Annotated in this window: 22 protein-coding genes; 8 read left to right on the top strand and 14 right to left on the bottom strand. The window is 71.1% G+C overall.

What is annotated here, in order from left to right; genetic code table 11:
* Window positions 1–52 precede the first annotated feature (52 nt).
* On the bottom strand, window positions 53–1018 hold the full coding sequence (locus Actkin_RS21295) for a GlxA family transcriptional regulator (RefSeq protein WP_258903967.1): 966 nt from the start codon (window positions 1016–1018) through the stop codon (window positions 53–55).
* A gap of 74 nt (window positions 1019–1092) precedes the next feature.
* Here Actkin_RS21295 and Actkin_RS21290 point away from each other — a divergent pair, with 74 nt between their 5' ends.
* Window positions 1093–1914, top strand: coding sequence for a dienelactone hydrolase family protein (locus tag Actkin_RS21290; protein WP_258903966.1), 822 nt, complete (start codon window positions 1093–1095; stop codon window positions 1912–1914).
* On the opposite strand, the gene Actkin_RS21285 is transcribed toward Actkin_RS21290, so the two are convergent.
* Window positions 1901–2650 (bottom strand): PIG-L deacetylase family protein, encoded by a 750-nt coding sequence (locus tag Actkin_RS21285; protein ID WP_189211256.1) that lies wholly within the window; start codon window positions 2648–2650, stop codon window positions 1901–1903. The genes Actkin_RS21290 and Actkin_RS21285 overlap by 14 nt on opposite strands.
* 177 nt (window positions 2651–2827) lie before the next feature.
* Here Actkin_RS21285 and Actkin_RS21280 point away from each other — a divergent pair, with 177 nt between their 5' ends.
* Window positions 2828–4801: a HelD family protein gene (locus Actkin_RS21280; RefSeq protein ID WP_396123001.1), complete on the top strand. Its 1974-nt coding sequence runs from the start codon at window positions 2828–2830 to the stop codon at window positions 4799–4801.
* Window positions 4802–4804: 3 nt separating this feature from the next.
* Here the strand turns inward: Actkin_RS21280 and Actkin_RS21275 are convergent, their stop codons facing one another.
* From Actkin_RS21275 to Actkin_RS21255, 5 genes are all read right to left on the bottom strand, one after another.
* On the bottom strand, window positions 4805–5491 hold the full coding sequence (locus Actkin_RS21275; protein WP_258903964.1) for a cation efflux transmembrane domain-containing protein: 687 nt from the start codon (window positions 5489–5491) through the stop codon (window positions 4805–4807).
* The gene (locus Actkin_RS21270; RefSeq protein ID WP_189211253.1) at window positions 5488–5835 is read right to left on the bottom strand and encodes a Cd(II)/Pb(II)-sensing metalloregulatory transcriptional regulator CmtR; all 348 of its coding nucleotides are present in this window, start codon (window positions 5833–5835) and stop codon (window positions 5488–5490) included. The genes Actkin_RS21275 and Actkin_RS21270 overlap by 4 nt, the downstream gene beginning before the upstream one ends.
* 112 nt (window positions 5836–5947) lie before the next feature.
* Window positions 5948–6745, bottom strand: coding sequence for a DUF6357 family protein (locus Actkin_RS21265; RefSeq protein ID WP_258903963.1), 798 nt, complete (start codon window positions 6743–6745; stop codon window positions 5948–5950).
* A 10-nt stretch (window positions 6746–6755) separates the two neighbouring features.
* Window positions 6756–7946: a DUF6357 family protein gene (locus Actkin_RS21260; protein ID WP_258903962.1), complete on the bottom strand. Its 1191-nt coding sequence runs from the start codon at window positions 7944–7946 to the stop codon at window positions 6756–6758.
* Window positions 7947–7954: 8 nt separating this feature from the next.
* Window positions 7955–8233 carry a hypothetical protein gene (locus tag Actkin_RS21255; RefSeq protein WP_229786958.1) on the bottom strand — a complete coding sequence of 93 codons (279 nt, stop codon included), beginning with the start codon at window positions 8231–8233 and terminating at the stop codon, window positions 7955–7957.
* A gap of 651 nt (window positions 8234–8884) precedes the next feature.
* On the opposite strand from Actkin_RS21255, the gene fxlM reads away from it, so the two are divergent.
* Genes fxlM through Actkin_RS21235 form a run of 4 tightly spaced genes read left to right on the top strand, consistent with a single transcriptional unit; the run spans window position 8885 to window position 14401 of the window.
* Window positions 8885–10147 carry a methyltransferase, FxLD system gene (gene fxlM, locus Actkin_RS21250; protein WP_258903961.1) on the top strand — a complete coding sequence of 421 codons (1263 nt, stop codon included), beginning with the start codon at window positions 8885–8887 and terminating at the stop codon, window positions 10145–10147.
* A 17-nt stretch (window positions 10148–10164) separates the two neighbouring features.
* Entirely contained in the window at window positions 10165–10353 is a 189-nt protein-coding gene (locus tag Actkin_RS21245; RefSeq protein WP_258903960.1) for a hypothetical protein, read from the top strand.
* Between the two features lie 2 nt (window positions 10354–10355).
* Window positions 10356–13244: a lantibiotic dehydratase gene (locus Actkin_RS21240; protein ID WP_258903959.1), complete on the top strand. Its 2889-nt coding sequence runs from the start codon at window positions 10356–10358 to the stop codon at window positions 13242–13244.
* A complete protein-coding gene (locus tag Actkin_RS21235) occupies window positions 13241–14401 on the top strand; it encodes a lanthionine synthetase C family protein (protein WP_258903957.1) in 1161 nt (386 codons plus the stop codon). Before Actkin_RS21240 ends, Actkin_RS21235 begins: the two co-directional genes overlap by 4 nt.
* Window positions 14402–14412: 11 nt before the next feature.
* Here the strand turns inward: Actkin_RS21235 and Actkin_RS21230 are convergent, their stop codons facing one another.
* The 3 genes from Actkin_RS21230 to Actkin_RS21220 are packed head-to-tail and all read right to left on the bottom strand — an operon-like array spanning window position 14413 to window position 16591.
* Window positions 14413–15639, bottom strand: coding sequence for an RNA polymerase sigma factor (locus Actkin_RS21230; RefSeq protein ID WP_258903956.1), 1227 nt, complete (start codon window positions 15637–15639; stop codon window positions 14413–14415).
* Window positions 15636–15959 (bottom strand): YciI family protein, encoded by a 324-nt coding sequence (locus Actkin_RS21225; protein ID WP_258903955.1) that lies wholly within the window; start codon window positions 15957–15959, stop codon window positions 15636–15638. The genes Actkin_RS21230 and Actkin_RS21225 overlap by 4 nt, the downstream gene beginning before the upstream one ends.
* Window positions 15960–15979: 20 nt before the next feature.
* Window positions 15980–16591, bottom strand: coding sequence for a dihydrofolate reductase family protein (locus tag Actkin_RS21220; RefSeq protein WP_258903954.1), 612 nt, complete (start codon window positions 16589–16591; stop codon window positions 15980–15982).
* A 323-nt stretch (window positions 16592–16914) separates the two neighbouring features.
* Between Actkin_RS21220 and Actkin_RS21215 the strand changes: the two genes are divergently transcribed.
* Entirely contained in the window at window positions 16915–17160 is a 246-nt protein-coding gene (locus tag Actkin_RS21215; protein ID WP_258903953.1) for a hypothetical protein, read from the top strand.
* Between the two features lie 97 nt (window positions 17161–17257).
* Here Actkin_RS21215 and Actkin_RS21210 read toward each other — a convergent pair whose 3' ends face one another.
* The 3 genes from Actkin_RS21210 to Actkin_RS21200 form a co-directional block, all read right to left on the bottom strand.
* Window positions 17258–18709, bottom strand: coding sequence for an FAD-dependent monooxygenase (locus tag Actkin_RS21210; RefSeq protein ID WP_258903952.1), 1452 nt, complete (start codon window positions 18707–18709; stop codon window positions 17258–17260).
* Between the two features lie 387 nt (window positions 18710–19096).
* Window positions 19097–20548, bottom strand: a complete 1452-nt coding sequence (locus tag Actkin_RS21205) for a S1 family serine peptidase (RefSeq protein ID WP_258903951.1) — start codon at window positions 20546–20548, stop codon at window positions 19097–19099.
* A 35-nt stretch (window positions 20549–20583) separates the two neighbouring features.
* A complete protein-coding gene (locus Actkin_RS21200; RefSeq protein WP_258903950.1) occupies window positions 20584–22107 on the bottom strand; it encodes a S8 family serine peptidase in 1524 nt (507 codons plus the stop codon).
* Window positions 22108–22296: 189 nt separating this feature from the next.
* Between Actkin_RS21200 and Actkin_RS21195 the strand changes: the two genes are divergently transcribed.
* Window positions 22297–25026, top strand: a complete 2730-nt coding sequence (locus Actkin_RS21195; protein ID WP_258903949.1) for an AAA family ATPase — start codon at window positions 22297–22299, stop codon at window positions 25024–25026.
* Here the strand turns inward: Actkin_RS21195 and Actkin_RS21190 are convergent, their stop codons facing one another.
* Complete coding sequence (locus Actkin_RS21190; RefSeq protein WP_258903948.1) at window positions 25027–25656, bottom strand: class I SAM-dependent DNA methyltransferase; 630 nt, start codon at window positions 25654–25656, stop codon at window positions 25027–25029. It abuts the gene before it with no gap.
* Window positions 25657–25695 lie beyond the last annotated feature (39 nt).

Here is a 25695-nt window from a genome sequence, read left to right as displayed (position 1 = left end):
GCTGGTCGAGTGACGTCATATTGCAAGCTGGCTTCAGTTGTGTGCTAGGGGATTAAGCGCGGGACCGTCGGAAAGTCGTGCGGTAGGTGGTGGGTTTGCAGGCGGTGAGGCGGGTGAAGATGGTGGTGAAGGTTCCTGGGTCGCGGTAACCGACCTCGGCGGCTATGGCGGTTACCGTCCGGTCGGTCGTCTCCAGGAGGTGTCGTGCCTTGCGGACGCGGGTGGCCTGGAGGTGGCCCAGGGGGGTCGTGCCGGTCTCGGCCCGGAATCTGCGGAGGAGGGTGCGGGTGCTGACGTGGAAGGTGTCGGCGAGCCGGGTGAGGTCGTAGGGGTCGCGGAGGTGGTGGTCCAGCCAGCGTTTGACGCTTTGGGAGAAGGCGGTTCCCGTGGTGGCGAGCAAACCGGCGTCGACGTAAGGGGCTTGGCTTGATCGGGCGTCGTCGACTAGGGCGATTCGGGCGGTTGTCCTGGCGACCTTGGCGCCGTGGTGGTTGCGGATGAGGTCGAGGGCGAAGTCGTACATCGCGCTGAAGGCGGCGGTGGTGGTCACTCCGCTGTCGGTTACCACCAGTTCGCTGGGGTGGACGTCGACGCGGGGGTGCCTGCGTGCCAACTCATCGGCGAACAGCCATGAGGTCGTTGACCGTCGGCCGTCCAGCAGGCCCGCTTCGGCCACGAGGAACGCGCCGACGCAGATCGACACGACGGCGGTTCCCGCGAGCGCGCATGTCCTGATCGCGTCGATCTCGGGTCGGAGGCGGGCGACGACGGTGTCGACGTCGAGCCGGGGGTGCAGTTCGAAACCGGGCACGACCAGGACATCGACGTCCCGCATGGGGCGCACCGCGATCGGGGTGCCGCCCGCGGCGACGACCCGGCGCCGCGGGGAGAGGACCGTGACGGCGTAGGGCTCGGCGTCGGCCACGTGCGAGGCCATCGTGAGCAGGTCGGGCACCCCGTAGACCTCGGACGCGAAGCAGCCCGGGTACGCGAGCACACCGACGCGAGGACCGACCACGGTGGCGAGATTACCCCGACATGTGGCGATCTCGCCCCTGTCCGCGACCTCGACCACCCCGGCACGATGCCGCCATGACGACCGAACCGGACGCCCTCTCGGACTTCACCGCGCGCCTCGTCGACGTCGACGGGGTCAGCAAGACCGTCCACGTCAGCGGGTCCGGGCCCGCGGTGGTGCTGATGCCGGAGATGCCCGGCATCAGCCCGGACGTCGTGCGGTTCGCGCGGTGGATCAGGGACGCCGGGTTCACCGTCCACCTGCCGTCCCTCTTCGGCGTGGACGGCGCCTACCCGACCGCAGCCCACGGCGAGCGGATCATGCGCAGGGCCTGCGTCAGCGCCGAGTTCCGCGTGTTCGCGGGCGGCGGCACGAGCCCCGTCGTGAGCTGGCTGCGCGGGCTGGCCGCACAGGCGCACGCGGAGTGCGGCGGCCCGGGCGTCGGCGCGATCGGGCTCTGCTTCACCGGCAACTTCGCGCTCGCGATGGCGCTCGAACCGGCGGTGGTCGCCCCCGTCGTCAACCACCCCGCGCTGCCGCTGGACGACCCCGGCGGCCTGGAGCTGAGCCCCGAGGACGCCGTCGCGCTGCGCGACCGCGTCGAGCGCGACGGGCTGACGGTCCTCGCCTACCGCTTCGACAACGACCGCTGGTGCACCGGGCAGCGCTTCGCCGCCTACCGCGACCTCCTCGGCGACGCCTTCGACGGTCGGGTCCTCCCGGGCCACGTGGCCAACCCGAACCCGCCGCCGTTCTTCCGCGAGCTCGTCGCCTGCCCGCACAGCGTCGTCACCGCCCACCTCGTCGACGAGGAGGGCCACCCGACGGTGCGGGCGCGCGACGAGATCCTGGCCTTCCTCGCCGGACGCCTGGGCGGCGCGGTCAGTCCTCGGTGAAGAACTCCGGCGGCGCCTGCAGGTCGTGGGCGCGGAACAGGACGGCGTGCTCGACCCCCATGGCCTTGCCGCTCATCGCGGTGAACATCGGGATCAGCTCCTCGGGCGCGGGGTGGTCCGGGAGGGCGGCCAGGTAGGCGGCATGCGCCTCGAGCGAGGCGACGCCGCGGCGCAGCGGCTCACCGGTGACGTCGACGCCGTGGGTCGCGGAGTCCCCGAGCCCGGGGACGATGTACCAGCGCGCCGAGTGCGGTTCGAGGTTCTCGTCGTCGATCTGCTCGGGGAAGACCCACCGGTTGCCCGCGTCGCGGATCGCGTCGAGCGTCGCGAGCCCGGCCGCGCGGTGATCGGCCTGGTCGAACCCGTAGGGCGTCTCGATCTCGAACCCGGAGCCGAGCACGACGTCGGGCTTGAACCGGCGGATCTCGCGGCAGATGTCCCGCCGCAGGTCGAGGCCGTAGACCAGCACGCCGTCCGGGTGCTCCAGGACGGTCAGGTGCTGGACGCCGACGACCTCGCAGGCCGCTCGCTGCTCGGCGACGCGCAGGCGGGCAGTCTCCTCGGGCGGGTTCGGCATCCCCGCCTCGCCCCGGGTGAGCAGGAGGTAGCCGACCTCGATCCCGCGCGCGGTCCACCGCGCGACGGCCGCGGACGTGCCGTACTCCATGTCGTCGGGGTGCGCGACGACGCAGAGCACGCGCTGGAAGGTCTCTTCGGGAAGTGCAGGCAACGTCATGCCCGCCATCCTCGCGCGTTGACGGCTGACGGCGCTGGGAAGAACAAGACTGTTTCTTCGGGGTGTCGCGGTGCAGGCTCGACGGCGCTGGTCGTCGACTTGGGGGAACGCGTGACCGACCGTGAGCTCGCCATCGAGCAGGAGTACGTCGCTGGTCTGTACGCCCGTCTGGACGCCATGCGCGAGGAGGCGGGTGAGCGGCTGGTCGCGGCGCGGCGGGCCGACGGCGATCGGGAGACGGCGGCCGTCTGGCAGGCGGAGGTGACCCGGCTGCACGGGGTGGAGCAGGGGTTGTGCTTCGGGCGGCTGGACATGCGCGACGGTCGGCGGGTCTACATCGGCAGGCTCGGCCTGTTCCGGGACGAGGGCGACGAACCGTTGCTGGTGGACTGGCGCACCCCGGTGGCCCAGGCGTTCTACACCGCCACGGCGGCCGCTCCGCAGGACGTGCGGCGGCGACGGCGCATCACCACGCGGGGCCGGACCGTCGTGGCGGTGAACGACGAGCTGCTGGACCCGGACGGCGCGGGCGACGGCGGTCTGGTCGGCGAGGCCGCGCTGCTGGCGGCGGTGACCGCGGAGCGGACCGGGCGGATGCGGGACATCGTGACGACCCTGCAGGCCGAACAGGACCGGATCATCCGGCACGGGGCCGACGGTGTGCTGGTCGTGCAGGGCGGTCCCGGCACGGGGAAGACGGCCGTCGCGTTGCACCGGGTCGCCTACCTGCTCTACACCCGTCAGCACCTGCGCACGCGCGGTGTGCTGGTGGTGGGCCCCAGCCGGGTCTTCCTCGACTACATCGGCCAGGTCCTGCCGGGTCTCGGCGAGAACAGCGTGGTGACGGCGACCATCACCGACCTGGGGCCGGGCGTCGAGGTCAGCCGGGTGGACCCGCCCGACGTCGTCGAGCTCAAGGGCCGCGCGGTCATGGCCGAGCGGCTGGCGGCGGCGGTGCGGTCGCGGGTCCGGCCGCCGGACGACCCGGTCGACGTCGAGTTCGAGCAGCAACTGCTGCGGCTCGACCCGCGCGCCTGCGACCGTGCCATGCGGAAGGCCAGGGAGACCCGGCTTCCGCACAACCAGGCCAGATTGGTCTTCGAGCGGGAGATCGTGGACGTGCTCGCGCAACGCCTGATCGAGGACATGGAGGCGGTCGTCCTCACCGACACCGGCGAGGCGATCGACGGCGGCAGCGCCGACGGCAGCCTCGGCGAGGCCGAGCTGCGCGCGCTGGCCGCCGCGGGCGTCCTGATCGACCACGACGACGGCCCGAGGACCCTGCTGGACGAGACCGACCGCGCCGCTCTGCGGGACTCCCTGATCGCCGACAGCGGCGTCCGGGCCGCGCTCGACGCGCTGTGGCCGCCCCTGAGCCCGCAGCAGGTGGTGGGGGAGCGGGCTGAGGGCTGGAGTGCCGCGGACATCCCGTTGCTGGACGAGGCCGCCGCCCTGATCGGCGAGGGCGGCGACCGCGTCACGTTCGGACACGTGGTCGTCGACGAGGCGCAGGAACTGTCCGAGATGGCCTGGCGGATGCTCATGCGCCGGTGTCCCACCAGGTCGATGACCATCGTCGGGGACCCCGCCCAGACCGGGAACCCGGCAGGAACCTCCTCGTGGGACCGCGTGTTGCGGCCACACGTGCGGGACCGCTGGCGGCTCGCCTCGCTCACAGTCAACTACCGCACACCGATGGAGATCATGGCCGCCACAGCCGACCTGCTCGCCGCCCACCACCCCGACACGCCGCCACCGCGTTCGGTCCGCTCGACCGGCGAGGAGCCATGGCGGATCGGCACCACCCCCGCCGAGCTGCCCACGGTCGTCGCCGACCTCGCCGAGGCACACACCGACGGCCACCTCGCGATCATCGCCCCGAGCGCCCACATCGGGTCGCTGGCCGCAGAACTGTCCCTCAGCATCCCGCCGGACCTGACCGGCAAGGTCGTGCTGCTGACCCCCGATCAGGCGAAAGGCCTGGAGTTCGACTCGGTCCTGATCGCCGACCCGGACGGGATCCTCGCCGGACCGTTGGGCCACAACGACCTGTACGTCGCCATGACCAGGGCCACCCGGCGGCTGGGCGTCGTGCACCTCGGTCAGCCGCCGGCCGTGCTGTCCGCCTTGCCGGAACTCCAACCGGGGTGATGGTCAGCAGCAGTGTTGGCCGCGCCAGGCCTCGCGGCCTTCCTTGACCGCGACGGCGGCGATGACCAGGGCGGCGACCGGGTCGGCCCAGGACCAGCCGAGCAGGGAGTTGAGCAGCAGGCCGACCAGCAGGACGCCGGAGAGGTAGGTGCACAGCAGGGTCTGCTTGGAGTCGGCCACCGCGCTGGCCGAGCCCAGCTCCCGTCCGGCGCGGCGCTGCGCGGCCGACAGGAACGGCATGACCAGCAGGGACACCGCCGCCAGCACGATGCCGACCGTGGAGTGGTCGGCCGCCTCGGCGCCCACCAGGGCGCGCACGGACTCGATGGTGACGTAGGCGGCCAGCGCGAAGAACGACACGGCGATGACCCTCAACGCCGTCCGCTCGCGCTTCTCCGGGTCGGCGCCGGAGAACTGCCAGGCCACGGCCGTGGCGGAGGCGACCTCGATCACCGAGTCCAGACCGAAGCCGATCAGCGCGGTGGAGGAGGCGATCGTCCCGGCGGTGATCGCGATGACCGCCTCGATGACGTTGTAGGCGATGGTGGCCGCGACCAGCAGCCGCACCCGCCGGGTGAGCACGGCCCGCCGCTTCGGGTCGGCTGTGCCCCGCGACGGGACGGCGGGGGCGCAGCAGCCGTCCGCACAGGCGCTCGCGGTCACCCCAACGTGGCTGGTGTTCTCGCTCATGTGCCCACATCCCCGGTTACGGCTTGGTCGTCATTGAGGCAGGGTTCAGCGGTGTCCACGGCCAACACGACCTTGACCAGTTCGCGCAACGCACGCGCCAAGTGGGCGTCGGCCAGGGCGTAGTGGACCTGACGGCCCTGGTAGGTGGCCACGACCAGGCCGCAGCCGCGCAGGCACGACAGGTGGTTGGACACGTTCGAGCGGGTCAGCCCCAGGTGGTCCGCGAGCTGGGCGGGATAGCTGATCCCGTCCAGCAGGCCGACGAGGATGCGGCAGCGGGTGGGGTCGGCCAGCGCCTTGCCCAGCCGGGCCAGCGCGTCCTCCCGCGTCTCGCACTTCAGCATGGCCAGAACCATACAGCGTCCGCTGTACTACAGTCACGGCTGAATCATCCGGCCGTCCGGGAGGCAGTGCGGGGGACGCGAGGTCTTGCCGAGGCCGACGGGTCGTCCGGTCTCAAGACCTTCGCGCTCGGGCGGCGGCTTCGGAGCACATCAGGAAGCTCACCGTGCGCACGGCGTCGTCGGCGAGGTTGGGATGCGCGCGGCGGACGGCACGGTCGACTTTCTGCTCGATCCGCTTCCACCCGGAGTCCCGGCCGCCCCGCCGCTCGGGGGAGAGGCGCATCCCGGCGCACGCCTGCTCCGCGGTGGCGATCACGCGCATGACCTCGGGCAACAGGTCGGGGTCGACGGCGTCGGGCTCCCGGGTCGGGACCCTCCCGCCGTGGAGGTAGCGGCCCGTGTACTGGAGGAGCGCCGCGTCGAGCGGGGTGAGGCGCACACCGCGTCGGGCCCGGTCGCGGTCCGCGTCGTACCTGTGGACGCGCTGCCAGTCGGACGCGGCGGTCCCGGAACGCAGTGCGGCGAAGACCTCGCCGCGTTCGAGCAGGTCGATGTCCGCGCCCTGGGCGACGAGCTGGCGCTTGTCCCAGGGGATGCGGCGGAACAACGACTCGACGTCGTCGGGCGGGCCGAGGAGGATCGGGTCCAGCAGCGCGACCGCCGCGCTCTCGTCGAGGGGACCTCGGGTCCCGGCGGCCGCGCACAGGGGCAGGACCGCGCTCCACAGCAGCAGGTGCCGGACCAGATCGTCCCTGATCACCGCCAGGTGAGCCGCGGAGACAGGGAAGGCGAACGTGCGGGGGTCGTGGTTGGCGTCGGCTCCGGCGCCGAGCTGGAGCCTCAGCCCGCCGTCCGCGCGGATCACCCGAGGGAGCCAGCCGTTCTCCCGGGTGAAGACGACCTCGCTCATGGCCGCGACCTCATGCCCAGTGCCCGAGTTCGGCGTCGATACGGGGGTCTGAGCGGACCCACACCTCGCCGCTGGCGGCTCCCGGCGGGGCGTCGACGCGCTCGAGCCCGAGTGTCCGGATCAGCCCCAGGAGTTCGTTCCGCGCCTCGCCGGTCTCCTCGAGGGTGTGGCTGTCGAAGAGGACGTAGTGCACGTCCCAGCGGTCGTTGTACCCGGAGTCCGCCCAGAGCTGGCAGAACCGGTCCACCGCCTCCCGGTCGGGTGGCGTCTGCTCTTGCTCAGGCGTGGTGGTCGCGGCGAAGCCTTTCGCGATGTCCTCGGCGCTCCACCAGCCCACTGTCTCCGCGACCGCTTCGGGGGTGAAGTCCTCCATCGCGAGAAAGTCCTCCAACAGCCAGCCGACCCCGGTGGCCTTGACGCCCAAGCGGGCCTCCTGCAGGCGGGACACCAGGCCTTCCGCCATGGCGCAGGGACCCGAGAAGGTGAAGACGCCCGTGGCGGCCACGAGGGTGCCGCCGTCGGGATGCGGGACGGTGAGCACGGTTTCCGGCGCGTTCCCTGCCAGAGCCAGAAGGTCCGCCGGTACGCCGTCGTACAGCGCTGCCTGCGCGCGCGGGTCCTCATAGGAATTGAGCGTGCTGGTGTGGTCGAAGGTCACCACGAGGCCGCGACCGTCGGCGGTGAACCAGGCGTTGACGGTGTCGCCGCCGCCGTTGCCGAAGCCGAAGTGCGTCACCCCGGCGGTCGTCGTCGGCTCCCGCCCGTCGACGCGGGTCAGGATGTCCAGCCTGCGGCGCAGCTCGCGCGGGTGGGTCCGGCGCAGGACGGACTCGTCGAACTCGAGTCGGAGTCGGGCGCGGGCGAGGCTGGGGATGTCGGGCAGCCAAGGGCCGCGGAGGTCGAGTGCGGGGAAACCGCCGCGGATGAAGGTGGCCGCCTGGGTGCGGTAGTCGCCGCTGTCGGTGATGAGGCGGTATTCGGTCCTCGGGTTCTGCGTCCCCTTGATCCGGCAGGCGGCCCCGACCTCGAACAGGAGCAACAGCGCCTCTTCGTTCTCCTCATCCTCGATGCCGAACGCCGCGTTGTCGTTGTCACGGTGTCGGTTGAGGAACTCCTGGAACGCGTCGAGGGCGGGTTGCGGTCCACCTGGGAGCCAGGTCTGCTCGTTGCCCTTGTCGTCGCTGAAGGTGAGTGGTCTCATCGCCGCCCTTAATGCGTCTGGTTCCTGGACGTTCGGCCCACCAGCTCGGTCCGCACTGCCTGCCACTGCTCCCAGCAGAGCTCCGGGTCCAGGTCCGGATACCCGCGCCGCTCCGCCATCGCCTCGGCCAACGACCGGGGCGACCGGATGCAGGTCGCCCCGTCCCGGATGGCGAGGACCTCCTCTTCCGTGAGTGGACCACCCTTCGAGCGCTCCGCGGCGAGCAGCAACGCGATCAAGGGCGGCGAGAACTCGATGACGAGGTCGTCCTCTGTGGCCATATCCATGCGCGGATGCTAGACGCCCGCGCGCCACTGCCGTCGCGGGCGTGCAGTGCGATCGCGCGCGGGCTGGCCATGGTTGGCGCAAGGCGAACCGGGGCGCCGTGCGGCTGGACTCGGCTCAGTGTCGGTATTCGGCTAGTTGACTCTCGTGAGATCGCCTAATAATCGCGCGACAGACTACGGCGACGATGTGATGGGTCTGTTTTGTAGGAGTGGTGAGTCGGCAGGTTTGCTCGATCGACGTGAGGTGGTGTGGTTCGCGAGACCGCATGCCCGGCAACTTGGCGGCAGAATGGCATTCATCGAGTGATTCTCACCTTGACGCCGCGCGGTGGCTGTAACGCCTTCAGGTGACGGGCGATCGACAAGGCGTTCAGCCTCGAAGGGGGTGCGTGTGAGTGGTATTTGAGTCAATCTTATGAACTCACTAGCTGTCCCCCTGTGCGGAGTTGCCTGGCGGGTGGGTGGTCTCGCTCGGCTGCTTCCCTTGCGCTACCGTGATCATGAGCGTGCTCCTCGGTGAAGGTTGGCCGCCTATAACTGTTAAGTGAACGATCGCGAGTTGTGCCCGGTCGGGTGGTTGCCGTCGCCCGATTGATGTTTCAGGCGCGTTGGATCGCTCCGGTCGGGGAGCGGTGTTGGGAGGATGGCGCGATGATCGGTCACGGGATTGGCGGTGGTTGTGCCATCGAGACTCACGACATTTCAGACGAACTCAAGGCGGCGATGGTCTCGCGGCTGCGGGAGTTGAAGGCGCTGCGGACCGAGCCTGTTGAGCGGGCTTTCCTGAAGGTTCCTCGGCACAAGTTCACCCCCGGTGTCCCGCTCGATTCCGCTTATGACGCGAGCCAATCCGTGGTGGTCAGGCGGGACGCGGACGACGCTGTGGTGAGCACTGTCTCGGCCCCGGCGATCCAGGCGATGATGCTGGAGCAGGCGGCGCTGCGGCCTGGCATGCGGGTGCTGGAGATCGGGTCCGGCGGCTACAACGCGGCCCTGATCGCGGAGATGGTGGGCGCCGAAGGCGCTGTCGTGTCGATCGACATCGATCCCGTGGTCGTCGACCGTGCCCGGAGATTCCTCGACGACACCGGCTACGACACCGTGCGTGTGCTGTTGGGAGATGCGGAAAACGGAGTGCCGGGTGTCTTCGACCGCGTCATCGTCACGGCGGGAGCGTGGGACATCCCGCCTGCCTGGTGGAACCTGTTGGCGGAGAACGGGCGCATTGTGGTGCCGGTGCGCCTGCGGGGGATGACCCGCGTTGTCGCGTTGGAGAAGACCCAGGGCGTCCTGGTCGACCGGGGCCACGCGCAGGCCGGGTTCGTGGCGATGCAGGGAGCCGGAGCCCACGAAGACGCGTTCGTGTCGTTGTGGGGCGATGAAGAGGCCGGACTGCGCATCGAGGGCGCGATCGACGTCGATCCCGCCGCCCTTGCCGAAGCGCTGAGTCAGCCCCGTTTCCCGGTGTGGTCCGGGGTCACGGTCACCGGGGAAGAACCGTTCGACGACCTCGACCTGTACCTGGCGACCCATACCGACCGGTTCGGCACCCTGGTGGCTCTGCGGTCGGCCGTTGAGGCGAAGCTGGTGAGCCGGTGGGCGCTGTGGGGCGCGCCCGCCTGTTACAGCGTTCACGGCCTGGCCTATCGCGTGACCAGGAAGGTCCCCGACACGGGCCGGTTCGAGCTGGGCGTCTTCGCGCACGGCGGCGACGCGGCCGTGCTCGGCGACCAGTGGGTTCGGTTGATCCGCCAGTGGGACCGGGCCCACCGCCATGGGCCAGGCGCGCGTATCTCGGTGTATCCCGCGTCCACGCCGGTGGACCGGGTGACCCCGGGGTTCGCTCTGGTACGCGACCACAGTCGGTTCGTGGTCTCCTGGCCGACTCGCACCGAAGGCGAGCGACCAGGGTGAGGACACAAGGAGGCACCATGTCACCGTCGACGCCCACCGCGGACACCGCCGACGATCTGGACTTCGACCTCGACGTCGTGGTGGTCCGCTCCGCCGCGTGGCCGAGCGGGGCGGGGGATTCCGGACGGCACTGCCACTCCAACGACGGCTGCGGACACACCTGCGACAGCGCCTGCGCGGCAAGCTGCACCGACGGTGACGACTGACCGTGGCGAGACGTTCTGCCGGTGGGGACAAGGCCGCCAGACGCAGGTCCGACGAGCACTACCGCGCGATCGACGCCGCCGTCGTCCGGGTCACCGCGCAGCCTCCCGCCCCGGACACCGCGCCGCCTGACCCGGACGCGGGGGCGGTGCGCTGGCGGGCGTGGGTCGACGCTGTGTGGTCGGACGACTGGTTCGCGGCCGCGGTCGCACTGGCCAGCCCCGAGTTGGCCGACCGCGTCCGGCAGGTCAGGGCAGGCGCCGTTCTCACCGCTCGCGGATACCGCAGGCTGGGTGACGCGATAGTGCGCTACCGCCTGAGGGCAACGACACGCGCGACGCCATTCGGCCTGTTCGCCGGGGTTGCCCCAGCCCGGATCGGTGTCGGCCCGACCACCCTCGATCTCCGAAGACGGGCGCCGAGGTACCGGCCCGATGCCCGTTGGCTCGCCGCTGTCGGCGATCTCGTGCAGGCGCGAACGGACCTGAACGCGCGCGTGGTGGTCAACCCGTTGGCATTCGTGCGCGATGGCAGGCTCGTCCTCAACCAGGTGCCGACCGGCGATGAGCCTGCCGCCGAGGTCTCGGTTCGCCACACCGCTGTCGTGCGCGCTGTTCAGCGCATCGCCGCCACGCCGCTGCCGATGACCGAACTACTCCGCGCGCTGAGGTCGGAGTTCCCCTCGGCGCCGGAGGGCGCTGTCGACGCCCTGGCCGCCGAACTGATCCGGCACACCCTGCTGGTGACCGAACTCCGTCCCGCGATGACCGACACCGACCCACTCGGTCATGTCCTGCGTTTTCTGCCGGAGAAAGCCGACCTGCGCCATGAACTGGGCTCCCTTCATCAAGACATCGCCTGCCTGGAAGGCAAACCGCTTGAGGCGGAACAGTTAACCGAGCGGATGCGTGCTGTTGCGCCAGCCGAGCGCTACCTCGGTGCGGACCTGGCGTTCAGGGGAACGCTTGTCCTGCCACGGTCAGTCGGCCTGATCGCGGAGGCGGCCGCCACCGCGCTCGCCCGGCTGGCCTCGTCCGGACCCGGCCGCTTCCAGCGGTTCCATCAGCGGTTCCTGGAGCGGTACGGCCCTGGCGCGGTCGTGCCGATCAGCGATCTCGTCAACGCCGACACCGGCCTTGGATACCCGGACGGCTACCGCGACAGCGTCCGCGATCCCGAACCAACAGAGGCCGACACCCGGATGCTGGTCCTCGCGTACGACGCCGCCCGGTCCGGAGCCACCGAGATCGTGCTCGACGACAGCACGATCGCCGAACTGGCCACCGAAACCTCAGTGCCTGATCTGGAGCTGACGTTCGCACTGCACGCTCGCTCCCGTGCCCGGCTCGACCAAGGCGACTTCACGCTGGCTGTGGTCGGCGGCTCCCGCGCCGTCGGCACCCTGACCGGCCGTTTCCTCGACCTGCTCGAGGAAGCCGACCGCAATCGCATGGTCGCTGCCTACTCCGCCCTGCCTCAGCCGGGTTCACTCCAGGTCTCCGGCCCGCCGCTCTACCGCGCCACCGAGAACGTCGCGCGCGTGCCCGCGTCGCTGCCGCGGGTGGTGCACGTCGCCGAGTTTCCCGGTCCGGGCACGGTCCCCATCGCCGACCTCGCGGTGTGGGGCACCTCGCACCGGCTGCACGTGGTCTCGCTGACCACGGGCGACGTGGTGCATCCCAGGGTGCTGAACGCCGTGGAGCTCACCCACCGCGCGCACCCCTTGGTGCGGTTGCTCAGCGACATCGCCACGGCCGGTTCCCCCAATCCCGCGATGTTTCCGTGGGGGATCGCGGGCAGGCTGCCGTTTCTGCCCCGGGTTCGCTACGGGCAGGCCGTGCTGGCCCCGGCGCGCTGGCGGGTCACGGCGGACGACTTCGCCCATGACCGGCGCGGCCGTGATGCGGTCCCGGAGACCGTCGTCCTCGCCGAGGGCGACCAGCGCTTGACCCTGGACCTCGCCCGCGACCATCACCTCCGACAGGTGCACCGTGCGCTACGCCGTCATGGCACGGTCACCCTCATCGAGGCGCCCCCGCAGGACGCATATGACTGGCTCGACGGGCACGCGCACGAGATCGTTCTTCCGTTGGTCGCGCGCAAGCCGCCTGGCGGGCGCCATCGGGTCCTCGCCTGCCCGACCAGGACCTCGCATGCCCGGTTGCCCGCCAGGCACGAATGGCTCCACGCCAAGATCTACGCCCATCCCGGCAGCCATACCGCCATCCTCGCCCGCCTCAGCGACCTCGACGCGCTCGATTGGTGGTTTCTGCCCTATCGCGATCCCGACGACCACCTCCGTGTCCGCTTCCGTCATCCACAAGGGGAACCGGTGGTCGGCAGGATCGCCGACTGGGTGGACGGCCTGCGGCGTCGTGGTCTGACCAACCGCATCCAGTTCGACACCCATCTCCCCGAAGTCGGGCGCTTCGGGGACGGTCCGGTTCTGGCCGCGGCCGAGGCGGTGTTCGTCGCCGACTCCACGATCGCCGTTCGCAGACGCGTGACGCGAACCGAACCGGTGGTGCTCGCGGCGGCGGGCGTCGCCGAGATCGCGGCTCACTTCCATGGGGACACGCGAACCGGTCTGCGCTGGCTCGTCGACCATGTGCCGCGGTCGGCTCCTCCGCGCGACTTGCCTGCGGTGGCGATGCAGGCCGCGGCCCTCGACCCGTCGGGCGATGTGGCGCTCGTGCGCAGGCAGAAGGCTCTCGCTGACTACCGCGGCAGGCGCGTCGAGCACGCGCTTGATCCCGATGGGGTGCTGCCGTCCCTGCTGCACCTGCACTGCGTGCGGGTCCTCGGCCTGGATACCGAGCGGGAACGGGTCGCCCACCAGGTCGCTCGCGCACTCGCGCTCAGCTGGCTCGCACGCCGAGGGCAACCACCGTGACCCTGCCTGAGTGGTTCACGACGCAGGCGACGGAAGTGGTTGAGCGCATCGCCGCGCGTTGGGCCGATCCGGCAGCCTTGCCCTCCGACGCGCCACCCGGCTCGCTGGGCGGCGGCGCCGCGGGCATCGCCCTCCTCCACACGGAGCGAGCGCGGACCGGGCACGGCGACTGGGCCACCGCGCACGCCTGGCTCGCCCGCGCCATCGAGCCGGGAGCCGATGTCACCGACACGGCCGGGCTGTTCACCGGGGCCCCTGCCCTCGCGTTCGTCCTCCACTCCGCCGCCGACGACTCTCGCCGCTATCAGCGCGCCCTGCGCACACTCGACGCTGCCGTCGCCGATCTCACCTACAAACGCTTGCGTGCCGCCCATCAGCGCATGGAGCAGGGAAGGCGGCCTGCGTTCGCCGAGTACGACCTCATCCAGGGGCTGACGGGACTCGGGTGTCACCACCTGCGTCGTGACCCGCGGCATTCCATCACCGGAGATGTCCTCGCCTACCTTGTCCGGCTCACCCAGCCCCTTGCCGTAGCGGACACTCTGCCGCCCTGGTGGGTTCATCACGCCCCCAACGGAGGGCCGAGCACCATCGGCGGGCACGGCAACCTCGGGCTCGCGCACGGCATCGCCGGGCCGCTGGCCCTGCTGGCCATCGCAGCGCGCCAGGGCGTGGTCGTCGATGGACACATCGACGCCATCCACGCCATCACCGATTGGCTGGATCGGTGGCGGCAACCCGACCTGACGTGGCCGGAGGTCGTCACCGCCACGGAAATTCGCCGTTCTGACCGCCCATCGTGGTGCTACGGGACACCTGGAGTGGCTCGCGCCCACCAACTCGCCGCGGTCGTGACAGGACGGGCCGATCGGCGACAGGATGCGGAAGGTGCCCTGCTTCGGTGCATTGAGGACTCCGCACGGCTTACAGAAAGTGGCCTGTGCCATGGGACCGCGGGCTTCATCCGCACGGCGTGGCGTGCTGCTCAGGACTCCCTCAACCCTGATCTGGCCGATGTTGTGACCACGCACCTCGCCGCGGCGTTGCAAGCAGACCTTCACAACCCCGGGTTGCTGCGCGGAGCATCCGGTGTCGCCCTGAACCTCCACACGCTCGCCGTCGAGACCGACTGGGACCGCTGCCTGGCACTGGTCTGAGGTCGGGCCTGCTATCCCAGCTGGTCGCGTCGGCGGGTCAGGTGGGCGATCTCGGCGGTGTTGCCCGCCAGTGCGATGGCTCTGTCGTAGGCCGCGCGGGACTGTTGGCTTCGGCCGAGTCTGCGGAGCAGGTCGGCGCGGGTGGCGTGGTAGGCGTGGTAGTTCGCCAGTGGCTCGGCGAGGCGATCGACGATGGCGAGTGCCACCTCCGGGCCGTCCAGCTCGGCGACGGCGATGGCCCGGTTGAGGGCGATGATGGGGGAGGGGTCGAGGCGGACGAGGTGGTCGTAGAGGGCGAGGATCTGCGACCAGTCGGTGTCGCGGATGTCGCGGGCGGAGGTGTGCACGGCGTTGATCGCGGCGAGGACCTGGTAGCGGCCCGGGGCCACGCCCGCGGCCAGGCGTTCGCGCACCAGGTGGTGGCCTTCGGCGATGAGGGCCGTGTCCCAGGCCCCTCGGTCCTGTTCGTCGAGGGCGACCAGTTCGCCGCTGGCGGAGACGCGGGCGGGGCGGCGGGCCTCGATGAGCAGCATCAGCGCCAGCAGCCCGGCCACCTCGCCGTCCTCGGGCAGGAGGGCCCGGACCAGGCGGGTGAGGCGGATCGCCTCGGTGGTCAGGTCGTGGCGCACCGGGTCGGTGCCGGGGCCGGTGGCCAGGTAGCCCTCGTTGAACATGAGGTACAGGACGGCGAGGACGCCGGTGACGCGGGCGGGCAGATCGTCCGCGGACGGGATCCGATAGGGGATGCGCGCCGCTTTGATCTTGGCCTTCGCGCGGGTGATCCGCTGGCCCATGGCGCTCTCGGCCACCAGGAAGGCGTGGGCGATCTCGGGGACGGTCAGGCCGCCGACCATCCGCAGCGTCAGCGCCAGGCGGGCGTCCATCGCCAGTGCCGGGTGACAGCAGGTGAAGATCAGGCGCAGGCGGTCGTCGTCGATGGCGCCGGGGGGCTCGGGCGGGTCGTCGTCGTACGCCATCCGGGCCTCCTTGTGCTTGTCGTCGCGCTTGTTCTCGCGGCGGATCCGGTCGATGGCCTTGCGGGTGGCGGTGGTGGTCAGCCAGGCGCCGGGGCTGGGCGGCACGCCGTCGACGGGCCAGCGTTCGACGGCGGCGGCGAACGCCTCGGCCGCTGCCTCCTCCGCGGTGTCGAGGTCACCGAAACGCCTGGTCAGGGTGGCGACCACCCGTGCCCACTCGTCGTGGTGGGCACGGGTGATCGCCGCGTCGACGTCGCTCACTGGAACGGCCGCACCTCGATCTTCCGGTCACAGACCTTCGACGCCTCCGCGGCGAGCTTGAGCGCCACGTCCAGATCCGGGGCCTCCCACACCCAGAGGCCTGCCAGGTACTCCTTCGACTCCACGAACGGCCCGTCGCTGAACACCGGCTGCTCGCCGCGGTTGTCGACGACGGTGGCCGCGTCGGTGTCGGCGAGTCCGCCCGCGAAGACCCAGTGGCCCTCGGCGATCAGCCGCTCGTTGAAGGCGCTGATGGCGGGCTGCCGGTCCGTGCTGCCGGGGTTGCTCTTGTCGTCGATCACGGAAACCAGGTACTGCATGGGATGATCCTCTCCTGTGGTCAGGACTGCGTGGTCGTTGCGTACTGCGGGCGCCCGGCAGGCCGGTAGACCTGGATGGTCACGCCCTTCGAGTCGACTCGCGACTCGGCCAGGTCGAGCCCGAGATCGGGGCCGGTCTCGGGGAACAGCCGCGTGCCCTGGCCGACGATCACCGGGATCACGATCAGGGTCATCTCGTCGACCAGGTCGTTCTCCAGGAGCCATCGGGTCAGGACGCCGCTGCCGTGCACCTGCAACTCGCCGCCGGGCCTGGCCTTCAGCTCCCGGATGGCGCGGCCGTCGGGGAGAACGGTCGTGCCCTCCCAGCCCGGGGCGGTGAGCGTGGTGGAGGCGAGGTACTTGGGGGTCGTGTTCAGGGCGACACCGATGGGGTGCGCGCGCATCTGGTCGATCGCGCCCCAGGAGCGGGCGAACAACTCGTAGGTGCGCCTGCCGAACAGGAACGCGTCTGCGCGCTGGTAGGTCCGGGTGATGAACGCCCTGGTCTCGTCGTCCCCCTTCCCCATCGCCCACCCGCCGCGCTCGAACCCGTTCCTGCGGTCATCCGAGGTGGCCCCGTTGCCCTGCATCACTCCGTCCACGGAGACCTGGGTCATGGTCGTCAGCTTCACGATCGCCGTTCCTCCACCTCACCGCCGCCCCTCGCGGACAGCCTCACCCCTGCTACGAACGCGACGACCCGGATCCGACACTGCTGCCCGAACTTTTTTGAGGAATCTTTGCGGCGCTGCTCGCCAGTGTCGCCGCCCCACCTCCTCGAACGCGCCCGGTCGATGGCGGCGTTCGTAGTACGATGCCGCTCCTGGAGCGGGGGGATCAGGCGATGAGGTTGTTCAGACGGCGCAGGCCGGAGAGTGGGGAACGCTCTCCCGCACCTTCCCGGTCGGGAGGTCATCCGAGGAAGATCAGCATAGTTGCCCGCTGGGACTTCGACGTGGTCGATCCCGACAAGGCGATTGCAACAGTCGTTAGTCGCCTGATGGACAAGGGTTACAGTGCCGGGGATGCCGCAGACCACGTCAGGGATGTAGAGCAGGCGCTTCTCGGGCTGTTCGAACTCGATGGGTGGGAGCCGGGCTACGAGTCGATCGGGCTGGAGTTCGCCGGATCGGCCGCCAGTGTCCGGGCCATCAAGAAGACGATCGAAGACGGTGACGACGCAGAGGACATCGAGTCCTGAGGCGGCGGCCCGGCCCGGTCTTAGGTGTCGTCGTGGCGCTTTTCGGACGTTGCCACAACGACGCCGACGTGTCCTGGCCGTCCTTATCGGAGACCGGCTAGAAACCGGCATGCGTGGGGTTGCCGAACCAGCGGGTGAGGTGGGTGTTCAGGGACTGTTGGTGGTCACCGATCCAGGCGATGTGGCCGTCGGGGCGGAGGAGGAGGGCTGGGGTGGTGAGGGGGGCGGTGGGGTCGGGGATGAGGTCGACTCGGTCGGACCAGCCGTCGACGGTGAGGTGGGTGGTGGTGTCGAGTACCAGGGGGCGGGCTTGGTGTAGGTGGTCGTAGAGGCGGCCGGTCTTCAGGGGGATGTCGGGTAGGCGGCGGCCGAGGAGGTCGGGGCCTTCGCCGAAGTCGTAGCGGATGTCGAGTGCGGTGATCTTCTCGATCAGGTGGCGGTTCACCTCGGCGATGTCCATCAGTTCGGTGAGTAGTCTGCGTACGGCTTGGGGGCCTGGGTCGGGGGACAGGAGTTCCGTCTGGGCGCGGGTGTTGTCCAGCACGGCTTCCGCGACTGGGTGGCGTTCGCTGTGGTAGGTGTCGAGCAGTGTTTCCGGCGCCCAGCCGCGGATCTGCGCGGCCAGCTTCCAGCCGAGGTTGACGGCGTCCTGAACGCCCAGGTTGAGGCCCTGGCCGCCGATCGGCGGATGGATGTGCGCGGCGTCGCCTGCCAGCAGCACTCGTCCGACGCGGTAGCGGGCGGCCAGGCGGGTGGCGTCGCCGAAGCGGGACAACCAGCGCGGGGAGTGGACGCCGAAGTCGGTTCCGGCGATGGCGCGCAGTCCGGTTCTGAAATCGTCGAGGGTGGGCGGCTCCGAGCGGTCGGTGACTCCCGCTGCGGGGACGACGACGCTATACATCCCCTCGCCGGAGGGTTTGAGCCAGAACGGTTGGTGGGTCTTGACCACCCGGGCGGCGATCTCCTCCTGTGGCACATCCACTTTCATCTCGCCCATCAGCGTCTCGTTCCGCGCGGGCTCGCCGGGGAAGGCGACGCCGAGGAGTTTGCGGACGGTGCTGCGCGCGCCGTCGCAGCCGACGAGGTAGCGCGCACGCAGCTGTTCGCCGCCGGACAGCGTGACGGTCACGCCCTCGTTGTCCTGCTCGAACCCGGCTAATGCGCGACCGCGCCGGATCTGCGCGCCTAGCCGGGTCGCGTGGTCTTCGAGCAGGTGGACGATGACCGGCTGCGGGATGCCCAGCAGATAGGCGTGCGCGGTGTCCAGGCCCTCGGGCGCGGGTTTGGGGATGGCGGCGAAGAAACCGGCCGCAGGACGCTGCCTGCCGTGCGGGAGAATGCGGTCCAGCAGCCCGCGCATCGCCATCAGTTCGATGCTGCGGATATGCAGACCGACGATGCGGGCGAACGAGACGGGCTCGGTGTCCTTCTCCACGACGAGCACTCGCACGTCGTGCAGTCGCAGTTCGGCGGCCAGCATCGCGCCGGTCGGGCCGCATCCGGCGATGATCACGTCGAACAGGTCCGCCGACGGCTGGGAGGAGTTCATGGTGCTGCCTTTCGGGAGTGCCTGGTCAAGGCGCTCCCGGCGACACCTACGTCAATCGCCTGCCGTGACGGGGAGGGAGAGCACCCACAGAGCGTTCATGGGTCTCACCTCCTCGGGCGGGGTCACGGTCCGGGGGCAAACTACAAGCGCGGGCATGATCCCGTCCAACCCTTTACGGACGTGCTGCGGCAACTGTCTGGCCAGTGCCGACCGGGAAGCGCGGACTCGGTAGTCGCGGGTGTGGCGGCACCGCTGAGAGTAGGTCGGCGGCGGAGAAGGGGTTGAGCGCGCCGACCATCCGGGCGTGTGGGCACGGGGCTACCGTCTGCCGGGAAAGGTGAGGTGGTGTGGTCGGTTGGTTGGGCCGACCACACCACCGCTACGGGGTCAGGTGACTGTGATGGTCAGATCGGTGGTGCCGGACTTGCCCGCTGAGTCGGTGGCTGTGATCACCAACTTGTAGGTGCCCGGCTCGAACGGGGCGAACTGGGTGAGTGTGGAGGTGCCGCCGGGGGAGACCGTGTTGGGGAAGAAGAACGGGGAGAAGGTCATCCCGGTGGCGGACAGCCTGATCGTGCCGGTTCCGCCGGCCACGGTGACCGTCGCTTCGGCCATGCCGCCTCGGGGAACCGTCACCGTGGTGGGGGAGACCGTCGGGCGGGGGCCGTCTGTGGAGCCTCCGTCTCCGACGGTCAGGGTGTAGTCGGTGGTCTTCGTTCCGGAGGTGGCGGTGGCGGTCAGGGTGACCTTGTAGGTCCCCTTGGGGGTGGTGGGCTCGGTGGTGAGCGTCAGCTTCGAGGACTCGCCGGAGGTGATGGTGGTGGGTTGGAAGGTGGCGGCCGCGCCGGTGGGCAGGCCGCTGGCGGTGAGGCGCAGTTCCTCGGGGCCCTGGTCGCCCGCGGTGCTCGTGACCGTTGTGGACACCGACTTGCCGGGCTCGACCTTGCCGGAGGCCGGGTTCACGCCCACGCTGAACTTGCCGTCGGGCGGCTGTTGGGAACCGATCTCGGTCCTGGCCCAGTCGCCCATCTCGTTGGTCAGGCGGGCCATGATGCTGTAGCGGTCGCACTGGCCGCTGCCCCACGACACCACGCCGACGATGACGCCGTCCACCGTGTACGGGCCGCCGCTGTCGCCGCTGCAGGTGCCCACGCGGCCGTCGTTGTAGCCGACGCAGACCATGAGGTCCGGGTTCACGCGGACGTCGAACACCTGGCAGTTGTTGGCGTCGTTGACGGGCATGTCGGCCCGGTAGAGCACGCCGGAGCCGCTGGACGCGCGGCCGTAGCCCAGGGCGAAGCCGTTCTTGCCCGGGGCGGTGAGCGCGGCGTCGCCCGAGCCCGCCACCTTGGCCCACTGGGACTGGGGGACCGGGATGTCGTCGGCGGTGGTGATCACCGCGACGTCGTAGCCGGTCCGCCAGCTGCCGGAGCCGGTGTACTTCGGGTGGACCTTGAACGAGGCGACCTTGGTGCGGAAGGTCTCGTCGCCCGCGGTGTTGAGGTCGTCGTCGCCGTAGATGTAGCTCTTGTCGCCGCTGACGTCGATCATGCAGTGCGCCGCGGTCAGGATCTTGCGCTTGGCCACGACGGACGCCGTGCAGGACTGGCCCTGGGGGCCGCCGCCGCCCACGCGGATGCCCGCGATCACCGACGGGTTCTCCCGCACCGTGGTGCGTTCGCCGTTGATGACCTGGGCGCCCGCGTGCGGGGCGAGTCGATCGGTCGGGATGGCCGCCACGCTCACGTCGGACGGCGCCGCGGCCTGGGACTCGACCGCGGGGAGCGACACGGCGGCCAGCGCCATGGCGCAGGCTGCCAACAACTTCTTGCTTCTCACTACTGGCCTTTCGCGTTGCAGGGTGGGTTCGGGACTCAGAACGTGACCGACCAGCCGGTCAGGGTGCCGGTGTCGAAGCGGTAGACGTCGGTGACGCGCAGCTTCCACACGCCGTCGGCCTTCTCCCCGGAGGCGTCGACGGTGAAGGTCTCGTGGACGCCGTCGGACCCGCCGAGGCCGGGTCCCGCCTTGCGCAGGGCGAACTCCGCGCCGCTCGGGCCGATGAGGTCGATCGCCAGGTCCCCGGCGTAGGTGTGGTCGATGTCGACCCGCACCGCGAGCGTCGCGGGAGCCTGTCCGCCGCAGCCGCTCTGCTCGACCGTGGACGTCACCGACTCGGTGTCCGGGATGGCGTAGTCCTGGTCGTTGGCGCGGCTCCCGCAGGCGGGCGGGTCGCCGCCGCCGATGTAGCCGGTGTAGAGCAGCTTGTTGGGTGAGCCGCTGCCGGGGTTGGTCACCAGGTTGGGCGTGGCGTTGGCGGCCAGCGCGTCGTGCACCTGCTTCGGCGTCGCGCCCGGGTTGGCGGTGAGGTGCAGCGCCGCGGCGCCCGCGACGTGCGGGGTGGCCATCGACGTGCCGCTGCCGGTGCGGAAGCCGCCGGTGTGGTCGGCCGAGTAGATGTTGCCGCCGGGTGCGAACAGGTCGAGGCAGGTGCCGTAGTTGCCGCTGCGGCTGCCGTTGTCGTTCATCCAGCCGACCGTGATCGCCTCCGGCACCCGGGCCGGGCTGGTCTGGCAGGCGTCCGTGCCGTTGTTGCCCCCGGCGACCGCGACGACGAACCCCTTGCTGACGAGCGCCTTGACCTGGGTGTCGCCCACGCCGACGACGTCCATGCCCAGGCTCATGTTGACCACAGCGGGCAGCTTGCCGTTCGCCGCCACCCACTCCATGCCGCTGACGGTGGCGGAGTCGGGCGCGGAGCCGCCGCAGCCGAGCGTCCGCACGGCGACGACCTTCGCCTTCTTCGCCACGCCGACGGTCTTGCCCGCGATGGTGCCCGCGACGTGCGTCCCGTGCCAGAAGCAGTCGCTGGCGTCGGCGTCGTTGTCGACGTAGTCGTATCCGAAGCTCGCCCGGCCCTCGAACTCCGAGTGGTTCCTGTTCACCCCGGAGTCGATCACGTAGGCGGTGACGTCGTCCGCGGTGTTGGGGTACTTGAACAGCCTGTCCAGACTGCGGGTCTTCTGGTCGACCTGGTCGAGGCCCCAGGACGGCGGGTTCGGCTGCTCGCCGACCGCGCGGGCGGTCCCGTCCTGGTGGACGGCCTTGACCGCGGGGTCGGCGGCGAGCCGCCGCGCCTGCTGCTCGGTCATGCCCTTGACGGAGAAGCCGCTGAACGTGAGCCGGTAGGTGTCCATCACCTGACCGCCGTACCGCTGGGCGATCGACGCCGCGCTCGCCACGGCGTCCGCGCCGCGAAGCTCCACGATGTACTGTCCGGGCACGGGTCGGTCGGCCTGGGACACGACCCCCTCCGCCGAAGCGGTCGACACGCCCCCGCCGACAAGCACCGCGGCCACGGCGGCGGACACGAGTCCACCGCGTAGCAACCTGTGCATCCGGTCTCTCCTCTCGGTCACACCGGGCGGGCGACCGAAGCAGGGTGCCGACCCCCGGTGGCGGTGATTTGCCTTGCGACGACGAACTATCGGACCGCCCACAGTGGGAAACAACCGGGGAATCGGTACGTACCCCCGGACCGCCGATCCGGGTTCCGCTGCGGGCCCGGCATGCCTACTCTCGGATTCGTGCGTAGCGGACTGGTCCCGAGGTTCGTGGGACGCGAGCGCGAGCTGGCCGCCCTGGCCGACGCGGTGAACTGGCCGCCCGGCGTGGTGCTGGTCGAGGGCGCGGCCGGGGTCGGGAAATCGCGGCTGGTAGCCGAATCGGTGTCGGTGCTGCGTGGCGTGCACGTGGCGACCCGACGTTGTCTGCCACCACGGGACCCGTTCCCGCTGGGGGTATTCATAGAATTGCTCGCGGATTGCCGCAGACTCGGTAGCGTGCGGTCAGCCGCGGGCGCGCTGCGTTCCCGTTTGCCGGAGCTGGCGCACCTGCTTCCCGCCCACTCCCGCCCGGCCGCGCTGTTCGACGCGGTGCGGGACCTGGTGGCCGCCATCGGCCGCGCGGTGCTCGTGATCGAGGACGTGCAGTGGGCGGACGCGGACACCCTGCGGCTGCTGCCGGTCATCGCCGCGGACCCGCCGCCGGGTCTGACGCTCGTGGTGGTCTACCGCCCCGACGACCTGACCGGCGACGCCGTGCGCGCGGTCCGGGAGTTGGGCGCCCACGCGGCCGCGACGGTGTCGGTCGGCCCGCTCGACGTGGCGGGCGTCTGGGCGCTGGCGGGCCCGGTGTCCGAGGCCGCGGCCGAGGTGCTCTGGGAACGGACGGGAGGGTTCCCGTTCCTCGTCGAGCAGGCCCTCGGCGTGCTGCCCCCGCTGGACCGCGCAGACCGGCGCACCGCGGCCGCGCTCCTCGACGACGCCCCGGTGCCCGGGCTCGTCAGGGACGCCGTCGCGGACGCCGTGCGCGCGCTGTCCCCGGCGGCGCGGGCGCTCGTCGAGGCCGCCGCCGTCCTCGGCGAGCCCGCGTCGGCCGATCTCCTGCGCGCCGCGGCGGACCGTCCCACCGCTCGTCCTGAGGACACCCGCGGCCTCCTGGTGGAGGTCGCGCCCGGCCGGTACGACCACCGGACCTGGTTCGCGCGGCGCGCGGTGTACGAGGCGCTGTCGGGGCCGGACCGCGCGCACCTGCACGGGCGCGCCCTGCGGGTGCTGGCCGACAGCGCGCCCGCGCTGCGGCTGGCCACCCACGCCCGGCGTGCGGGCGACCTCGCGGCGTGGCTGCGGCACGGCGAGCGCGCCGCCGGACTGGCCATGGCGGCCGGACAGCAGGACGTGGCGATCGACCAGCTCCGCGCGCTCGTGGCCGCGCCGGGCCTGCCCGCCGCCGAACTGCCCCGGCTGATCACCGCGCTGGGCCGCTGCGCGCTGAGCGACACCCGCCACGACGCCGTGATCGCCGTGCTCGACCGGCTGCGCACCGACCCGAGGCTCACCGAGCAGACGCGCGCCGAGATCGACGTGACCGTGGCCCTGCTGATGGCCCGCACGCCGGGCGACCTGGCCAACAGCGCCGAGGCCATCACCGCGGCGATGAAGCGCCCGCCCGCCGCCGACGACGACCGGCGGCTGCGCGGGATCGCGCTGCTGGCCATGCCCTACTTCGGCACCCAGACGATCGACGAGTGCCGCCGCTGGCAGGACGTCATCTGCCAGCGGATCGGCAGGCTGCCGCCGGGGGCCACCCGGACGACGCTGCTGGCCAGCATCCTGCAGTCCCGGCACGAGATCGGCGCGCCCGGCGTCGACGAGATGATCCGGCTCCTGCCGAGCGAGGTCGACCCGGCCGACCACAACCACGTCCAGCAACTCGCTCGAGCCCACTGCAACCTCGGTGACACCTACGCCTGGACCGGCCACTACGAGCGGGCGCGCGAGTTCCTGCGCAGCGGGGTCGCCCACGCCGTCCGCGCGGCGGCGCCCTACGTGCGCGACATCGGCGACGCCACGGCCGTGCGGCTCGACTGGCTCGCGGGCGACTGGGCCGGTCTCGACCGGCGCGCCGACGCCCTCGGCGAGGCCAACCCGCACTCGCTGCCCATCGTCAGCGAGATGCGGCTGGTCCAGGGCTGGCTCGCGCTCGCCCACGCCGACTGGTCCCGCGCCGAGCGGTGCTTCCTGGCCACCCGGATGTCCGACCCGGACTCCGCGGTCGCCCCGGTCGCGATCGCGGCCACCGGCGGGATGATCAGCCTGCGGCTCGACCGCGGCGACATCGCGTCCGCCAGTGCGCTCGCGGACAGCGGTGTGGCACTCCTGCGGCACAAGGGAGTCTGGTCGTGGGCGGGCGACCTCGTGCCGCAGGCCGTGCAGGCCTACCTCGCCGCGGGCCGACCGGACGACGCGCGGGCGCTGGCGGACGAACTCGACGCCGCGCTCACCACCCTCGACGCTCCCTATCCTGCGGCCGCGCTGGCCGCCGCGAGGGCCTACCTCGGCCCGGATCGGTCCACTTTCGACAGTGCGGCCGAGCGTCACCGGGCGCTCGACCTTCCCTATCACGCCGCCCGCCTAGCCGAACACGCCGCGTGCCAGCCGCCGGTCGACACCGATGCCCTGCACCGGCTGGCGCAGGACTACGAGCGCATGGGCGCCGCCATGGCGGCCGCCCGCTGCCGTCACCTGGCCCGCACCGCGGGCGCGGCGATCCCGTCCCGCCGCGGCAGGAGGGGGTACGGCAACCGCCTGTCCCCTCGGGAGGCGGAGATCGCCCATCTGCTCGCGCGCGGCCACACCAACCGGGAGATCGCCGAGACCCTGTTCATCTCGCGCAGCACCGTCGAGCAGCACGTGGCCAACACCCTCCGCAAGCTGGGCACGTCGCGGCAGGATCTGCTCAACTCCGCGTCGTGATCAGGGCTTGCGGACCAGCAGTTGGGCATGGCGGAACTGCCGCTCGTCCGCGTGGGGCTCGCGGACCATCCGGCCGACCTCGGCGAAACCGGCCTCGCGCAACAGGTCCGCGAGGCTGTCCGGCGACCAGCGGTAGGCCAGCGTGACCTTGTGGTCGAAGGACCGCGGCAGCGGGTCGTCGCCCGCGAAGAACCCGAGCAGCAGGTGGCCGCCCGGAGCCAGCACCCGGTGGAGCTCGGTGAACACGGCGGGCAGTCGCCCCGGCGGCATGTGGATGACCGAGTAGGACGCGAGAACGCCGCCGAGAACGCCGTCGGCGAGGTCCAGGTCGGTCATCGACCCCTCGTCGAAGCGCAGGCCCGGGTGGGCGCGGCGGGCCAGGGCGACCATCTCGGAGGACAGGTCGACGCCGAACGCGGTCAGCCCGAGCGCGTGCAGGTGCGCGGTCACGTGGCCGGGCCCGCAGCCGACGTCCGCGACCGGGCCCGCGTCCTGGGCCCGCACGAGCTCGGCGAACGCGGCCAGCATCGCGCGTTCCAGCGGCAGGGTCTCCAACACGTCGCTGAACAGCTCGGCGTAGAGGGGCGCGACGGCGTCGTAGGCGGCCTTGGTGTCGGACGGTTCGGTCACGGCTGGAACATAGCCGTCGCCGGAGGTGGCAGGACGGCT

Origin of the sequence: Actinokineospora sp. UTMC 2448 (assembly GCF_024760565.1) — a bacterium.
In the GTDB taxonomy this organism is placed as follows: Bacteria; Actinomycetota; Actinomycetes; order Mycobacteriales; family Pseudonocardiaceae; genus Actinokineospora; species Actinokineospora fastidiosa.
Note: the sequence above shows the minus strand (reverse complement) of the source record. Positions and strands in the feature narration are given on the sequence as shown.

Coding starts and splice junctions, on each gene's coding strand:
- Actkin_RS21245 (WP_258903960.1), top strand. CDS start 10,165: ATGTCACCGTCGACGCCCACCGCGGACACCGCCGACGATCTGGACTTC.
- Actkin_RS21225 (WP_258903955.1), bottom strand. CDS start 15,959: ATGCAGTACCTGGTTTCCGTGATCGACGACAAGAGCAACCCCGGCAGC.
- fxlM (WP_258903961.1), top strand. CDS start 8,885: ATGATCGGTCACGGGATTGGCGGTGGTTGTGCCATCGAGACTCACGAC.
- Actkin_RS21285 (WP_189211256.1), bottom strand. CDS start 2,650: ATGACGTTGCCTGCACTTCCCGAAGAGACCTTCCAGCGCGTGCTCTGC.
- Actkin_RS21270 (WP_189211253.1), bottom strand. CDS start 5,835: ATGCTGAAGTGCGAGACGCGGGAGGACGCGCTGGCCCGGCTGGGCAAG.
- Actkin_RS21210 (WP_258903952.1), bottom strand. CDS start 18,709: ATGAACTCCTCCCAGCCGTCGGCGGACCTGTTCGACGTGATCATCGCC.
- Actkin_RS21200 (WP_258903950.1), bottom strand. CDS start 22,107: ATGCACAGGTTGCTACGCGGTGGACTCGTGTCCGCCGCCGTGGCCGCG.
- Actkin_RS21275 (WP_258903964.1), bottom strand. CDS start 5,491: ATGAGCGAGAACACCAGCCACGTTGGGGTGACCGCGAGCGCCTGTGCG.
- Actkin_RS21260 (WP_258903962.1), bottom strand. CDS start 7,946: ATGAGACCACTCACCTTCAGCGACGACAAGGGCAACGAGCAGACCTGG.
- Actkin_RS21290 (WP_258903966.1), top strand. CDS start 1,093: ATGACGACCGAACCGGACGCCCTCTCGGACTTCACCGCGCGCCTCGTC.
- Actkin_RS21280 (WP_396123001.1), top strand. CDS start 2,828: ATGCGCGAGGAGGCGGGTGAGCGGCTGGTCGCGGCGCGGCGGGCCGAC.
- Actkin_RS21255 (WP_229786958.1), bottom strand. CDS start 8,233: ATGGATATGGCCACAGAGGACGACCTCGTCATCGAGTTCTCGCCGCCC.
- Actkin_RS21265 (WP_258903963.1), bottom strand. CDS start 6,745: ATGAGCGAGGTCGTCTTCACCCGGGAGAACGGCTGGCTCCCTCGGGTG.